The organism is Halomonas sp. SSL-5, assembly GCF_030708455.1.
Classification (GTDB): Bacteria; Pseudomonadota; Gammaproteobacteria; order Pseudomonadales; family Halomonadaceae; genus Halomonas.
Genome location: NZ_JAUYWF010000001.1, coordinates 191,702 through 206,382 on the forward strand (window position 1 = coordinate 191,702; position 14,681 = coordinate 206,382).

The 14,681-nt window shown below is 69.0% G+C and carries 14 protein-coding genes; 5 read left to right on the forward strand and 9 right to left on the reverse strand.

Annotation, left to right across the window (positions count from 1 at the left end; translation table 11 throughout):
* Nucleotides 1-59: 59 nt before the first annotated feature.
* Complete coding sequence (locus tag RAN53_RS00915) at nt 60-524, forward strand: hypothetical protein (RefSeq protein ID WP_305794939.1); 465 nt, start codon at nt 60-62, stop codon at nt 522-524.
* Nucleotides 525-609: 85 nt separating this feature from the next.
* Nucleotides 610-1,254: a flavin reductase family protein gene (locus RAN53_RS00920; protein WP_305794940.1), complete on the forward strand. Its 645-nt coding sequence runs from the start codon at nt 610-612 to the stop codon at nt 1,252-1,254.
* 72 nt (nt 1,255-1,326) lie between these two features.
* On the opposite strand, the gene RAN53_RS00925 is transcribed toward RAN53_RS00920, so the two are convergent.
* The 5 genes from RAN53_RS00925 to dctP form a co-directional block, all read right to left on the reverse strand.
* Nucleotides 1,327-2,844, reverse strand: a complete 1,518-nt coding sequence (locus RAN53_RS00925; protein WP_305794941.1) for a malonate--CoA ligase — start codon at nt 2,842-2,844, stop codon at nt 1,327-1,329.
* A complete protein-coding gene (locus tag RAN53_RS00930) occupies nt 2,841-4,196 on the reverse strand; it encodes a malonyl-CoA decarboxylase (protein ID WP_305794942.1) in 1,356 nt (451 codons plus the stop codon). Before RAN53_RS00930 ends, RAN53_RS00925 begins: the two co-directional genes overlap by 4 nt.
* A 13-nt stretch (nt 4,197-4,209) precedes the next feature.
* Nucleotides 4,210-5,544, reverse strand: a complete 1,335-nt coding sequence (locus RAN53_RS00935; protein WP_305794943.1) for a TRAP transporter large permease — start codon at nt 5,542-5,544, stop codon at nt 4,210-4,212.
* Between the two features lies 1 nt (nt 5,545).
* Complete coding sequence (locus RAN53_RS00940; protein ID WP_305794944.1) at nt 5,546-6,067, reverse strand: TRAP transporter small permease subunit; 522 nt, start codon at nt 6,065-6,067, stop codon at nt 5,546-5,548.
* A 65-nt stretch (nt 6,068-6,132) separates the two neighbouring features.
* Entirely contained in the window at nt 6,133-7,134 is a 1,002-nt protein-coding gene (gene dctP, locus RAN53_RS00945; protein ID WP_305794945.1) for a TRAP transporter substrate-binding protein DctP, read from the reverse strand.
* A 144-nt stretch (nt 7,135-7,278) separates the two neighbouring features.
* Between dctP and RAN53_RS00950 the strand changes: the two genes are divergently transcribed.
* Nucleotides 7,279-7,971, forward strand: coding sequence for a GntR family transcriptional regulator (locus RAN53_RS00950; RefSeq protein WP_305794946.1), 693 nt, complete (start codon nt 7,279-7,281; stop codon nt 7,969-7,971).
* Between the two features lie 12 nt (nt 7,972-7,983).
* Here the strand turns inward: RAN53_RS00950 and RAN53_RS00955 are convergent, their stop codons facing one another.
* The 4 genes from RAN53_RS00955 to RAN53_RS00970 form a co-directional block, all read right to left on the reverse strand.
* Complete coding sequence (locus RAN53_RS00955; RefSeq protein WP_305794947.1) at nt 7,984-8,475, reverse strand: methylated-DNA--[protein]-cysteine S-methyltransferase; 492 nt, start codon at nt 8,473-8,475, stop codon at nt 7,984-7,986.
* 173 nt (nt 8,476-8,648) lie between these two features.
* Nucleotides 8,649-8,777: a putative transporter small subunit gene (locus RAN53_RS00960; protein WP_305794948.1), complete on the reverse strand. Its 129-nt coding sequence runs from the start codon at nt 8,775-8,777 to the stop codon at nt 8,649-8,651.
* A 58-nt stretch (nt 8,778-8,835) separates the two neighbouring features.
* A complete protein-coding gene (locus RAN53_RS00965; protein WP_305794949.1) occupies nt 8,836-10,533 on the reverse strand; it encodes a sodium:solute symporter family protein in 1,698 nt (565 codons plus the stop codon).
* Between the two features lie 484 nt (nt 10,534-11,017).
* Complete coding sequence (locus tag RAN53_RS00970) at nt 11,018-11,953, reverse strand: DMT family transporter (protein ID WP_305794950.1); 936 nt, start codon at nt 11,951-11,953, stop codon at nt 11,018-11,020.
* A gap of 120 nt (nt 11,954-12,073) precedes the next feature.
* Between RAN53_RS00970 and RAN53_RS00975 the strand changes: the two genes are divergently transcribed.
* Together RAN53_RS00975 and RAN53_RS00980 are read left to right on the forward strand one after the other, a co-directional pair.
* Nucleotides 12,074-12,946, forward strand: a complete 873-nt coding sequence (locus RAN53_RS00975) for a LysR substrate-binding domain-containing protein (RefSeq protein ID WP_305794951.1) — start codon at nt 12,074-12,076, stop codon at nt 12,944-12,946.
* A 176-nt stretch (nt 12,947-13,122) separates the two neighbouring features.
* Nucleotides 13,123-14,610 (forward strand): protein adenylyltransferase SelO, encoded by a 1,488-nt coding sequence (locus tag RAN53_RS00980; protein WP_305794952.1) that lies wholly within the window; start codon nt 13,123-13,125, stop codon nt 14,608-14,610.
* Nucleotides 14,611-14,681 lie beyond the last annotated feature (71 nt).

Below are 14,681 nucleotides of genomic sequence, written 5' to 3' on the forward strand. Positions count from 1 at the left end.
GGAAAGAGGGCCGGCGTATGGCGCCGGTCGAACCCAGACGTCTCGAAAGGAGGCATCTCATGACAGGCTTCACGTCTCTCTTCACTCCCCTCGCCAAGGCAGTCTCGCACCCATTGGCCGTTGCGCTGCTGCTCGCCGCGGCGCCCGCCCTGGCCAATGAGGGCCATGACCTCACCTTCAGCGGCGATGGCACCTTCATCGGACCGCACGGCGGCCAGGCCATCCGGGTGGCGCTCTACGACGTGGCGGCCGGCGAGGTCGTGGCCACCGAACAGGGCGCCGTGGCAGCGGAGGAGGGGCCGGCCTTCTCCTTCACCTTCCCCAGCGCGCTGGAGGAGGGCCGGCTCTACGACGTCCACTACTGGATCGATTCCAACTTCGGCGGCGGCAGCGAGGGCAGCTGCGACCCGGTGAATGTCGACCACCAGTGGCGCGTTGCCCTCACGAACGTCAGCGAGTCGGTCAGTCTCGAGGTGGCCCACGCCCCCGCCCAGCAGGCGCCCGTCTGCACCAGCTTCGAGTAGAGTAGTCCGCGCCGTCGCTCCCTTGGACAACCGAGCCCCGAGGGGGCGACACTCTCGGGCCCGACCCCTGACGCGAGACCACACCATGAGCGACTACCTGCTGGAGGAACACGCCCTGAGCCCGGGCAAGATCTACCGCCTGCTGTCGGGCAGCATCTGCCCGCGCCCCATCGCCTGGGTCTCGACCCTGGACGCTGCGGGCAACGCCAACCTGGCGCCCTTCTCGTTCTTCAACGTGGTCAGCGTCAACCCGCCAGTGCTGGGCTTCTCGCCGCTGCTCGACGGTGATGCCAATCCCAAGGACACCATCCGCAACCTCGACGCGGTGGGCGAGTGCGTGGTGCATATCAGCGGCGAGGGGCTGGTGCAGGAGATGAATGCCACCAGCGCGGGGCTCGAGCACGGCGACGACGAGTTTGTCCACGCCGGTCTGGAGAAGGTCGCCATGCCGGGCGTCTCGGTGCCGCGGGTGGCCGGCGCCCCGGTGGCCTTCGGCTGTCGGCTGCGCGAGATCATCCGCTTCGGCGATCAGCCGCTGGCCGGCAACCTGGTGCTCGCCGAGGTGGTCTCGATCCACATCGACGACGCCCTCTGGGATGGGCGCCACGTCAGCGCCGAGGGGCTCAGGCCCATCGGGCGCATGGCCGGCAATGATTATGCCCGCTGCAGCGACCTCTTCGAGGTGGAACGCCCCGCCTCGGGGAGCTCCCTCGGCCGGGGCGAGCGGTGAGACTGACGCTGTCCGCGCCGGCCCGAGGTCGCCGGCGCGGCCTACGCGTCAACCCGCAATGAACGGGAAGGCTCAGCGGTAGGTGGCGTCGAAGCGCTTGCGTAGCTCGTTCTTCTGCACCTTGCCCATGGTGTTGCGGGGCAGGCCGTCGACGAAGACGACCCGCTTGGGCTGCTTGTACCTGGCCAGGCGGCCCTGCAGGTGCGCGAGCACCTCGCCCTCGGTGAGCTCGGCGCCGGCCTCGGGCACCACCACGGCGGTGACCCCCTCGCCGAGGTCGGGGTGGGGCAGGCCGATCACCGCCGACTCCACCACGCCCTCGAGCTCGTCGATCACCTGCTCCACCTCCTTGGGGTAGACATTGAAGCCGCCGGAGATCACCAGGTCCTTGTCGCGGCCGACGATCTGCACATAGCCGTGCTCGTCCACCAGGGCCAGGTCGCCGGTGATGAAGAAGCCGTCCTCGAGCAGCTCCTCGCGGGTCTTCTCGGGCATGCGCCAGTAGCCGATGAAGACGTTGGGGCCGCGCACCTGGAGCATGCCGATCTCGCCGGCTGGCACCTCCTCGCCGCTCTCGCGGTCGGTGATGCGGATCTCCACCCCGGGCAGCGGCTTGCCCACGGTGCCGGCCCGGCGCGCCCCGTCGTAGGGGTTGGAGAGGTTCATGTTGGTCTCGGTCATGCCGTAGCGCTCGAGGATGGCGTGACCGGTCTTCTCCTCGAAGGCCTGGTGGGTCTCGGCGGTGAGCGGCGCCGAACCGGAGACGAACAGGCGCATGCTGGCGGTGACCTCGGGGGTGAGGCGGTCGTCGGCCACCAGGCGGGTATAAAAGGTGGGAACGCCCATCAGCACCGTGCCGCGGGGCATCTCCTCGAAGATGACCTCGGCGTCGAACTTCGGCAGGAAGAGCATGCTGGCGCCGGCCATCAGGGTGACGTTGCATGCCACGAAGAGGCCGTGGGTGTGGAAGATCGGCAGGGCGTGGATCAGCCGGTCGTTCTCGCTGAAGTGCCATGCCTCCCTCAGGGTGGCGGCGTTGGAGCCCAGGTTGCGGTGGGTGAGCATGGCGCCCTTGGAGCGTCCGGTGGTGCCCGAGGTGTAGAGGATGGCGGCCAGGTCGTTCTCCTCGCGGGGCTCCACCGCCTCGCGTGGGGTGGCCGCGGCGGCCGTTTCCATCAGGCTGCCGTCGGCCGCGGTGCCCAGGGTCTGTACCGCGGGACAACCGGTCTCGGCGGCGATGTTCCGTGCCTCCTCCACCGCGGCGGGGCGACAGACGAACAGCGCCGGCTCGGCATCGCCCAGGAAATAGCGGATCTCGTCGCCGGTATAACCGGTGTTGAGTGGCAGGTAGACGGCGCCGACACGCAGGGTGGCCAGGTAGAGCAGGATCGCCTCGGGGCTCTTGTCGACCTGCACCGCCACCCGGTCGCCCGGTGCCACGCCCAGCTCGGCCAGGGCGCCGGCCAGGCTTGCACTCGCGATCAGGGCGTCGGCATGGGAGTAGCGGCGCCCCTCGCGGGTGGTGATGAAGTCGGCATCGCCGCGTTCGTGCATGCGGCGGGCGAAGGTCTCGAACAGGTTGTGGCTCATTTGCTTGTCTCTCCCTTGGCCTGCTTCCTGGCCTTGCGCACGAGGTCCTTGACCTCGCTCGAACAGGCCACGGTTCCATGGGCCGTGTAGTTCTCGTGGTTACGCTCGATATCGTTGAGCACGTAGAGGTAGTTGACCATCAGGCCGGCGCCCTGCTCGAGCCCCTTGGTCGAGACGTCGCCGAGCCAGTTGATGCGGTGCAGCTCGGCGCCGTTGCCCAGGTGGAAGCGGGCCACCGGGTTGAGCGGCAGGCCGCGGGTGTTCTTCTCCTCGGCGAGGTAGCGCGCCGCCAGCGGGCGCAGCCGGGCCTTGAGCCCCTCGGCGCGCTCGGCATCGGCGTGCCAGTCGGGCGCCGCCAGCGACGCCAGTGCCTCGCGGGTGGTCGTCGGCAGGCTCTCGTCGTCGCGCCGCTCGACCAGCCACTGGGCGAAGCCCGGTACCGGCGAGAGGGTCACGAAATGCTTGAGCTGGGGCAGCTCCTGCTTGAGCTCCTGCACCACCTGCTTGATCAGGAAGTTGCCGAAGGAGATGCCGCGCAGCCCGGTCTGGCAGTTGCTGATGCCGAAGAAGGCGGCAGTGTCGGCCTCCTCGGGCTCCTCCACGCCGCTCTCCTCGCCGGCCAGGATCGGCTGGATGCGCGCCGGCAGCCCCTTGCACAGCGCCACCTCCACGAAGATCAGCGGCTCGTCGCCGATCGCCGGGTGGAAGAAGGCGAAGCAGCGTCGGTCGCGGGCGTCCAGGCGGCGGCGCAGGTCGTCCCAGTCGCGGATCTCGTGCACCGCCTCGTAGCGGATGATCTTCTCGAGGATCGAGGCCGGGGTGTTCCAGTCCATGCGCTTGAGCATCAGGAAGCCGCGGTTGAACCAGGAGCCGAACAGGTGGGCGAAGTCGGCGTCGATGGCGGTGAGCTCGGGGTGCTCGCGCAGCAGGCCGAGCAGGTCCTGGCGCATGCGTACCAGCGAGTAGGTGCCGTCGCGGGCCAGGTTGAGACGCCGGAAGAGCTCCTGGCGGCGCGGCTCGCAGGCCTCGAACAGCGCCTCCAGGGCGGCATTGTCGCGGCTCTCGCGGTAGGCCGCGTAGGCGGCATCGATCGTCGCCGGCTCGGCGGCGAACTCCTCGCCCAGGCGCACGAAGAAGGCCAGGCGCTGCTCCTCGGCGAGGCATTCGTACATGTCCAGCGCACGGCTGGCCAGGGCGATGCTCGAGGCTTCACCGTCGCTCGCCAGCAGGGCGTGGCAGGCGGCTACCAGGTCCTCGTGGTCCGGCGACGCGTCACCCCCGCGCCGACGCCGCAGCAGGGCCTCGCGCTGGGTGATGTTGTTGAACAGCTCCTGCAGGAAGGTCATGTTCATGGCGTCGACTCCATCAGCCCATCATCAGGTCGGGCAGCCACAGGGCGATACCCGGGAAGAAGCACAGCAGGATGATCGCCAGCACCATGCACAGGGCGTAGGGCAGGCTGCCCATCAGGATGTCGCGCAGCGAGATATCCGGCGCGATGCCCTTGATGATGAACAGGTTGAGGCCCACCGGCGGGGTGATCAGGCCGATCTCCAGGTTGATGGTGAGGACCACCGCGAACCAGTAGGGGTCGAAGTCGGCGGCGAGGATGATCGGCAGCAGGATCGGCGCGGTCATCACGATCACCGCCACCGGCGGCAGGAAGAAGCCGGCGACCAGCAGGAAGAGGTTGATTACCGCCATCAGTACCCAGCGGTTGACCTCCAGGTCGGCGATGGCGCCGGCCACGGTCTGGGTGATGAACAGCGAGGAGAGCGCATAGGCGAACACCTCGGCACAGGCGATCACCAGCATGATCATCACGCTCTCGCGCAGCGAGTCACGCATGATCAGCTTGATCGGCCCGAGCTGCCACATGCGGTAGATGATGATGGCCAGGGCCAGGCACAGGAAGGCGCCCACGCCGGCCGCCTCGGAGGGCGTGGCCACCCCGCCGTAGAGCGCGAAGAGGATGCCCACCACCACGGCGAGGAAGGGCAGCACCCGCACCAGCGCCTTGAGGTTGGTATCGACGTTGGCCTTGATGGTCTCCTTCATCTGCCCGGCGGCCTGGCCCAGGGGATTGTTGTAGCCGCCGGCCAGCTTGCAGGCGATCACCGTCCAGATCATGAACAGGCCGGCCAGCATGAAGCCCGGCACCACCCCGGCGATGAACAGGCGACCGATGGAGGTCTCGCTGGCGATGCCGTAGATGATCATGGTCACCGAGGGCGGGATCAGGATGCCCAGGGTGCCGCCGGCGGCGATACAGCCGGCGGCGACGCCGTCCGGGTAGCCGCGGCTGCGCATCTCGGGGATGCCCATCTTGCCGATGGCCGCGCAGGTGGCGGGCGAGGAGCCGGAGAGGGCGGCGAAGATCGAGCAGGCGCCGATGTTGGATACCGCAAGCCCGGCGGGCAGGCGGCCCATCCACAGGTCCAGCGAGCGGTAGAGGTCGCGCCCGGTGGGCGAGGAGGCCACCGCGGCGCCCATCAGGATGAACATCGGGATGGCGACGAAGCCGAACTCGGCCAGCCGCTCGAAGAAGGTCTCGCCGAAGTAGGTGAGCTCGGGCAGGCCGCGGTCGTAGAGCAGCGCCATCAGCGATACGCCGCCCAGGGCGAAGGCGATGGGGGTGCCGATGGCCATCAATGCGAGGAGGGCGAGGGCGACGATGATGCCCAGGGTGATCGGGTCCATGTCACGCCTCCCCGCGCAGCATTTCGGCGATGTACTGCAGCGTCAGCAGGGTGGCGCCCACGGCGACCGGCAGCAGCGCCGGCCACAGGATGGGGTTCCACACCGTGCCGGTGGTCCACTGGCCGTGGAAGGCCTCGGCCACGTAGATCCAGCTGCCGTAGGTGAGGGCCGCACAGAAGGCGAAGCCGAACAGCGAGGAGACCCAGTACATGACCTTGCGGGCGATGCCGCCGACCAGGTCGGGGAGCAGGGTGATGGCGACGTGGCCGCCGGTCATCAGCACGTAGGCGCTGCCCATCAGCATGGCGCCGGTGACCGAGAAGATGGTGAATTCGGTCTGCCAGCTGGTGCTCATGCCCAGCACATAGCGCACGAAGACCATGTGGCAGATGGCCAGCACTCCCGCCACGAACATGACGGCGGCGAGGTAGGCCGAGGCTCGGGCGATGATGTCCATCAGGCGGATGTAGCCGCTTACCAGCGGGATTCGTCGGGAACTTGGCGAGGAAGTGGCCATGGCCATGTCGTCCTTCCTGAGTCAGGGGCACCGGCCGTGGGGGCCGGTGCCGATGGCTGAAGCGAACCGGCTTACTCGACGGCCAGGGCGGCGTCGATCAGGGCCTGTCCGTTGGGGACGTTCTCGGCGAAGTTCCTGTAGGAGGTCTCCTTGGCGATCTCCAGCCAGGCGTTGTAGTCCTCCTCGCTCATGCTGACCACCTCGACGCCGTTCTCCTCGAACACGTCGACCATCTGCTGATCCAGGCCGGCGGCCTCGGCGGCGAAGAAGGCCTCGGCCTCGTCGGCGGCGGCGGTCAGCGCCTGCTGCTGCTCCTCGTTGAGCTTCTCCCAGCTCTGCTCGGAGATCAGGATCGGCTCGTACATGAACCACAGGGCGTGCTCGCCGGGCTCGGTGAGGCACTCCACCTGCTCGTAGATGCGGTAGGAGACGAAGGACATGGACGAGGTGTTGGCGGCGTCCAGCACGCCGGTCTGCAGCGCGGTGTAGATCTCCGAGGAGGGCATGGAGGCGATCGAGGCCCCGGCGCCCTCCAGCATCTGTTCGAAGGCGGGGCCGGCGGCGCGGAAGGTCTGGCCGTCGACGGTCTCCGGCGCGGTGATGCAGTTCTGGCTCGAGGCGAAGCCGCCGGCCAGCCAGGCGTCTGCCAGCACCCGGGCGCCGCCCTCGTTGATGACTTCCTTGATCATGCCCATGAACTCGGAGTCGTTGAGGCGCTGGGCGTGCTCGTGGTTGCGCACCAGGCCGGGCATCAGGGTGGCGGAGAACTCGGGGTGGCGGCCGCTGGCGTAGTCCAGGGGCAGGGCGGTGATGTCCAGCCGGCCGCGGGAGAGGGCGGCCCACTGCTCGCGTGCCTTGAACAGCGACTGGCCGGGGTAGACCTCGATCTCCAGGCCGACGTCGGCCTCGGCGACCTTGTCGGCCATCATCTGCACCATCTCGTCGCGGACGTCGCCCTGGCCGCCGGGGAACTGGTGCGAGGCGCGCAGCACGGTCTGGGCGGAGGCGGTGGCGCTGGCGGCGAGGGTGGCGATGGCGAGGCCCGCCACCAGGGGGCTGATTGAGCGTTTCATGGCGTCTCCCACTAGGGTTGTTCTTGTATGAAGTGTTTATCAGCGGCGCTGATGTATACTTCAATAGACCTCTCGGCATGCCAGTGTCAATGTTGTGGAGTTAGACCAAGGTGGATCCCCTAAGGGAATGGAGGAAGTCGTGCCATGAAACGCTCGAACGCTCAGCGCCTCAGGGACGCCCTCGAGGACGACATCATCAACGGTCGGCGCACCCCGGGGGAGCGGCTGGATCCCGATACGCTGTGCCGCGAGTTCGGGGTGTCGCGCACGCCGGTGCGCGAGGCCGTGCAGCAGCTGGTGGCCAGCGGTCTGGTGACGGTGTCGCCCAAGAAGGGCACCTTCGTGGCCCGGGTGGGTATCGACGAGCTGATCGAGATGTTCGAGGTGATGGCCGAGCTGGAGGGAATGTGCGGCCGTCTGGCCGCCCGGCGCATCGGCGAGGCCGAGCTGGAGGCGCTGCGCCAGGCCCATGAGCGCTGCGAGGCCGCCGCCAGGGCCGGCGACTCGGATGACTACTATTACGAGAACGAGGCGTTCCACGACTGCATCTACCGCGCCAGCCACAACGGTTTCCTGGCCGGCGAGGCGCGCCAGCTCAAGCAGCGCCTCAAGCCCTACCGGCGCCTGCAGCTGCAGGTGCGCCAACGACTTCCCTCATCCCTGGCGGAGCATCGCGAGATCGTCGCGGCGATCGAGGCGGGGGAGGCCGGACGCGCCGAGCAGGCCCTGCGTGACCACGTGCTGATCCAGGGCGAGCGCTTCAGCGACTTCGTCGCAAGCGTCAGGCGTTTCGGCGTCTATCGCGAGGCGGCGCCAGACGGCGCCGCCGCCCGCTAGCCTCCTGCGGGATCACGCCAGCAGCATGGGTACCTCGCCCGCCTCGAAGGCAAGCAGCCAGCGCTTGCGGCCGATGCCGCCGGCGTAGCCGGTCATGCGCCCGTCGCTGCCGATCACCCGGTGGCAGGGCACCACGATGGCCAGGGGGTTCCTGCCGTTGGCCGCGCCCACGGCGCGCTGGCCGCCCCTGCTGCCGAGCTGCTCGGCGAGCTCGGCGTAGTTGCGGGTCTCGCCGTAGGGAATGGCTTCCAGCGCGGCCCACACCCGACGCTGGAAGTCGGTACCCCCGGGGGCCAGCGGCAGGTCGAAGTCGCGGCGGGTGCCGGCGAAGTACTCGGCCAGTTGCTCGCATGCCTGCTCGGTCAGTGGGCCCGGGCGCGGCGGCTCCTGCTGCTCACTGACGAAGTCGATCTCGGTGAGGCCGGCGTGGTTGGCGCGCACCAGGATAAGCCCCAGGGCGTCGGCCTGCGGGGGGCGGTAGTAGTCGAGGGTGTCGTGGTTCATGGCTTGCTCCTGCCGGGCGATCGGCGTCGCGGGTCCTCTCCCGAGTCTACCGCGTCTGGCCGGTATCACCAGAACCCCATGGCCAGAACCTCATGGCCAGAACCCCATGGCCAGAACGAGACCGGCCCCGCTGGCAGTGCCAGCGGGGCCGATGGGGCTGCCGCGAGTGCTCGTCAGACCAGCTCGCGGTGCTCCTCCCTTGCCTTGCGGTGGTCGCGCCACACGGCGCGGCAGATGAGGGCCAGCACCCCGAGGGTCAGGGCGGGCCAGACCAGCACATAGAAGGCGAACAGTGTCGTCATGGCGACGTCTCCTCTGGAAAAAGGGTGGGGCGGTGCCGATGGGCGGCACCGCTCGGGCTTAGCGCTGGGCGGCCAGGCCATCCGGCATGTCGTCAGACGCCGGCTCTTCGACGGTGGCGGGGGTCTCGTCGTAGTCACCCACCCGCTCGCCGATGGTGGCGAAGTTGAAGTTCGGCTGGCGGCTGGTCAGGCTCATCACCACGCACACCAGGGTGCTGGTGCCGTAGGCGGTCAGCGAGGCGAGCAGCACGGTGTAGTCACGCAGGAAGCCGGTGGCGAACACCAGCATGGCCACCAGCGCCAGGATGCCGGCGACGAAGCCGGCGGTGCGGCCGAGGAAGCCGAACACCATCAGGCCGATGATCACGCCGCCGCCGATGCTGGCCAGCAGCTCGAAGAACAGGCCGCCGGGGCCGGCCAGGTCGACCAGCTCGAAGCGTGCGACGCAGAACAGCACCATGGCCACCAGCACCGAGGTGGTGAAGGCCTGGTTGGTGACCCGGTTCCAGAAGCAGCTGGCGATCACCGGGAAGACGATGGCGCCCCACAGCGCGCCCACGAACACCAGCATCACCAGGATATCCAGCGAGAAGCTGGCAAACACGATGCCCACCATGGTGGCGATGATCATGGTCAGGCGGCCCACCAGCAGCATGCGCTTGGGGTCGGCCTTGCCCTTGGCGATGTTCTTGCCGTAGACGTCGGCCATCATGATCGCCGACAGCGCCGAGAGGTCGGAGTCGGCGGTGGAGGAGAGCGAGCCGATCACCAGGATGAAGAACAGCGCGATGAATACCGGCGGCAGGTAGCCGGAGACCATCTGCGGGATCAGGTTGTTCATGTTGCCGTCGAGGGGCTGCACGCCCAGGGTCAGCGCCATCAGGCCGATCATGCCCAGGCCGATGACGATGGCACCGTAGCCCACGGTAGCGGTCAGGAAGGTGGGCTTGATGTGGTCCTCGTTCACCGCGAACAGGCGCTGGGAGATGGTCTGGTTGCCGATGGCGTAGGCCAGCACGGCGACGAAGAAGGGCGCCCCCTGCTGCAGGATCGCCTCGCTGGAGAAGAAATTGGCCTGCTCCGGCGTCAGGTTGTCGAGGCCGGCGACCAGCTCGCTGGGGCCGCCCATGGCGAAGAACACCGCGGGAATGATCACGATGGCAATGGCCATGAGCGCCACCAGCTGGGCGAAGTCGGTCAGCACCGAGGCACGGAAGCCGGACCACAGGGTGTAGAGCAGCACGCCGACGCCGGCGATGATCACCCCGGCCTGGAAGGAGAGCGGCGAGAGTACCGAGACCAGGGCGCCGGCGGCGGTGAAGTTGACCATCAGGCTGATCACGCTGCCCAGCACGTTGGAGAGCGCCAGGATCAGCTGGCTGGAGGAGCCGTGGCGGGCGTGGATCAGCTCACCCAGGGTGTGGGCGTTGGGGGCGAGCTTGCGGAAGCGCCGGCCGAAGGGGTAGATGAAGAGGATCATCAGCGCCCCCCACAGGCCATAGTGGATGGGGCCCGAGACGCCATAGGTGTAGCCGGAGGTGGCCGCGGCGTAGAAGGAGGCCGCCCAGATCCAGGTGGCGGTCATGCTGGCGGCCCCGATGCCGAAGCCGATTCGGTGGTTGGAGACCATGTAGGCGTCGGCATCCTCGTTCTTCTTGCGGATGCCGAGGGTCATCAGGTAGGTGCCGCCATAGAAGGCGAGCAGCAGCAGGATGACGGTCAGGGTCGAGAACTGGTAGAGCGTTTCGCTGTTCAAGGGCAATCCCTCGGTTGATGGAACGGACACGTCCCGCGCATGACGGCCCAGGCCGCACGTCGGACGCAGTGGTGGAGATGGGGCTGATTGCCGAATGGCCGGGCGAGGTATCGAGCGCCCAGGCAAGGGCCAGCGCACGTGGTAACGGCGCGGCGGCGGGGCTATCGGCAAGGCACGGCGAAAGGGCCGTGGAAAAGGCTTACCCCAGCGCGGGGGAGGCAGGTGGCGGGCGGCGCGGCATGCACCGGCCCCTGTCGGCGTAGTGTAGCGACATGGATTCCTTCTCTTTCGATGGCGTCGTCGACGGTCAGTCGAAGGTACGGCGATCCAGTCTGCGATGAGGCAAGACCAGGGTGGCCAGGGCGCAGGGGCCGCGGCCCGTCAGGGATCCGTTGTGGTCGTTATTGTCTGATCCAGGGGCTGCATACCCTACCCACCCAAAGGTCGAATGTCCAATCGCCCCCGAATCGGAGGGTAAATGTCCTCAGCTGCGGCGAAAATCCCACCGCGTGTCATGGCGTCCCGTGACCGCTGCCTCCCCGGCGGCTGTCATGCTGCCCGCCACGACCAGCACCGCCGCCATCGGCAGCCGCCAGTCCGGCGTGGTCACGCCGGCGAGCACCAGGAAGAGCGTGGCCAGCACCGGCACGCCGTGGGCCAGGTTGCCGAGGCGGTGCGCGAGGGGGTCGCGCATGGCACGGTCCCAGGCCAGCATCGCCAGCCCGTAGGGGCCCAGCCCCAGGCCGACGGCGACCATCAGTACCTCCAGGGAGGGCAGCGCGATGGTGCCCTCCAGGGCCAGGCTGGCGCCGCCGGTCAGCACGCTGGCGATCAGCAGCAGGTGCGGCATGCGCTCTCCCAGGCGCCAGGCCGCGACCCGGCTCGCCAGGGAGTAGAGCGCCCAGCACAGTGCCCCGAGTGCCGCCAGCAGGTAGCCACTCCAGGCGCCGGAAACGCCGCCGGCCAGCGCCTGGGGCGCCACCAGCAGGGCCGCGCCGGAGAATGCCAGGCTGGCACCGATCAGGCTGCTCGCCGACAGCCGCCCCAGCACCAGCCACTGACTGGCCAGCAGGAACAGCACCGGCCAGGTGTAGAGGATCAGCGCCGCTTCCTCGGCGGGGGCCAGGGTAAAGGCCGCGAAGCAGGCCCCCACCGCCCCGGCGATCAGCAGCGGCACGCCCAGATAGACGAGCACGCCAGCCAGGCCACGAAGCGGGGCATCCCGATGGCGCCGACGGCGCGCCATGGGCAGGGTGCCCAGCGCGCCGGCGAGCAGTGCCAGGGCCGAGAGGCGCAGCGGCGGCAGCTCGCCTGCCTGGGCGGCCAGCAGCGGTACCAGCGCCCACAACACCACCGCCAGCGCCGCGGCGCCACCGCCGAGCCAGGGTGAGTGGGTGAGATGTAGGCGCTGAAGCTGCATGGTCATGCCTCCTGGTGGCGTGGTCGTGGGCAGTGGGATGCTGCCGCCATGCTAGCCGTGTCATACTCATCAAGATAACGATCATTATTGAAGTCATTCATCAAGGAGCTTGATGGATCGATGCGTGCCCCGACCCTCGACCTGAGCCTGCTGCGCACCCTGGTGGCGGTAGACGATACCGGCAGCGTCACCGCCGCGGCGCGGCGCCTGGCCTATACCCAGTCCACGGTGAGCATGCAGCTCTCCCGCCTGGAGACGGCGCTCGGCGTGTCGCTTCATGAGCGGCAGGGGCGGCGCATCCGTTTCACCGCCGAGGGCGAGCGGCTGCTGGGGCACGCGCGACGGCTGTTGGCGCTCAACGATGAGGCGCTGGCCGACATGCGGGCACGGCGCGTCACCGGGGAGCTCAACCTGGGGATTCCCGAGGACTATGCCCCGCTGCTCACCGCGGTGTTCTCCTGGTTCCACCAGCTCTATCCGGACGTGGGGCTGCAGGTCACCTGCGGCACCAGCACCGATCTGGTGGAGCGGGTGCGCGCCGACGAGCTGGACCTGGCGCTGGTGACCCGCCAGCGTCGTTCGCCGGGTGGCGAGGTGATTCGCCGCGAGCCGTTGGCCTGGGCGGTGGGGCTGGAGCGTCAGCCGCCGCTCTCCGACCCCCTGCCGCTGGCCCTCTACTCCCCCGGGGCCGACCTCTTCCGCGAGGTGGCGGAGGGCGCGCTGGCCGCCGCCGGCCGCGACTGGCGAGTGGCCTACACCAGCCAGTCCATGGCCGGGCTGGCGCCCCTGGTGCAGGCGGGGCTGGCCATCGTGGTGGTCACCCGCAGCATGCTCGGCCCTCAGCTGCGCGCCCTGGACGAGTCCAGTGGCCTGCCGGCGCTGCCGGCGGTGGAACTGGCCCTGCACCGCGCCGCCAGGCGCCCCACCGAACCGGCCCGGCGCCTGGCCGAGCTGATCCGCGAGGCGCTGGCGCCCGTGGAGGCATCCGATTGAAGCAGGGCTATCGCAGATGGCGGCACCGCTCAAGGCTTCCCCGGCGCCTTTCGCGGTTGCAGCATAGATCACTACGATAGCCCTGGCGGTTGGAGGAGACGCCTCGAAAGGCACAAGCCTGAGCGTTATACTCGGGTATTCATCCATCGGCCGTGATCGCCGCTACCGGAGCCGCCATGTTTCCCGAGTTCAGCCTGCGCTACGCCCGCCTGCCCGAGCGCTTCTATCTGCACTTCGACCCGCTGCCGGTACCCGAACCGCGGCTGGTGGCCTTCAACCAGGCGCTGGCCGAGCAGTTGGGCTTCGATCTGGAGGCCTTCGACGAGCAGCGCGCCGCCCAGTGGTTCGCCGGCAACGTCGTGCCGCCGGGCGCCGAGCCCGTCGCCCAGGCCTATGCCGGCCACCAGTTCGGCCACTTCAACCCGCGCCTCGGCGATGGCCGGGCGGTGCTGCTCGGCGAGGTGGTCGACCGCGAGGGGCGGCTGCGCGACATCCAGCTCAAGGGCGCCGGCATGACGCCCTTCTCCCGGGGCGCCGACGGCCGCGCGCCGCTCGGCCCGGTGCTGCGCGAGTACCTGGTCAGCGAGGCGATGCACCGCCTCGGCGTGCCCAGCACCCGGGCGCTGGCCGCGGTGACCACCGGCGAGCGGGTGTTCCGCCGGGTACCGGAGCCGGGGGCGGTGCTGACCCGGGTGGCGTCGAGCCACCTGCGGGTCGGCACCTTCCAGTACTTCGCGGCCCGGGATGATATCGAGGCGGTGCGCACCCTCGTTGACATGGCCATCGAGCGGCACTATCCCCACCTGCGGGAAGCGGCCCTTGCCGAGCGGGAGGAGGGCGAACGCTACCTGGCCTTCCTGGAGGCGGTGGCCGAGCGCCAGGCGGCGCTGGTGGCGCAGTGGATGGGCCTGGGCTTCATCCATGGCGTGATGAACACCGACAACTGCACGATCTCCGGCGAGACCATCGACTATGGCCCCTGTGCCTTCATGGAGGCCTATTCGCCAACCATGGTGTTCAGCTCCATCGACGAGCAGGGGCGCTACGCCTATCGCAACCAGCCGTGGATCGCCCAGTGGAACCTGGCACGCCTCGCCGAGACGCTGATCCCGCTGATCGACGACGACCAGGAGGCGGCGATCGCCAGGGCCACCCGGGTGATCGAGGCCTACGAGCCGTGCTACGAGGCCGAGTGGCTGGCCGTCTTCCGCGAGAAGCTCGGCCTGGCCCGGGGGGAGGAGGGCGACCGCGCCCTGGCGGAGGCCTTCCTTGAAGCGCTGGCGGCCGGCCGTGCCGACTTCACCCTGGCCTTCCGGCGCCTCGCCGAGGCGGTGGAGGCGGACGCCCCCGCGCTGCTCGCGCTCTTCGAGAACGATGCGGCCCTGCGCGCCTGGCTGCCGCGCTGGCGCGAGCGCCTGGCCCGGGAGGCGGCCTCGCCCGAGGCGGTCGCCGTGCGGATGAACGCGGTCAACCCGCTCTACATCCCACGCAACCACCAGGTGGAGCGGGTGATCGCCGCGGCCGCCGAGCATGACGACTTCGGCCCCTTCGAGGCGTTACGCGAGGTGCTGGCCGAGCCCTTCACCGAGCAGTCCGGATGCGAGGCGTACGCCGAACCGGCGCCGGCTACCGAGCGGGTATTGCGTACCTTCTGCGGCACCTGAGCCACCGCGGTAAACAAAAAAGACGCCCGGGTTTCCCGGGCGTCTCTGTATGGGTCTTGCGGTCGGACTGC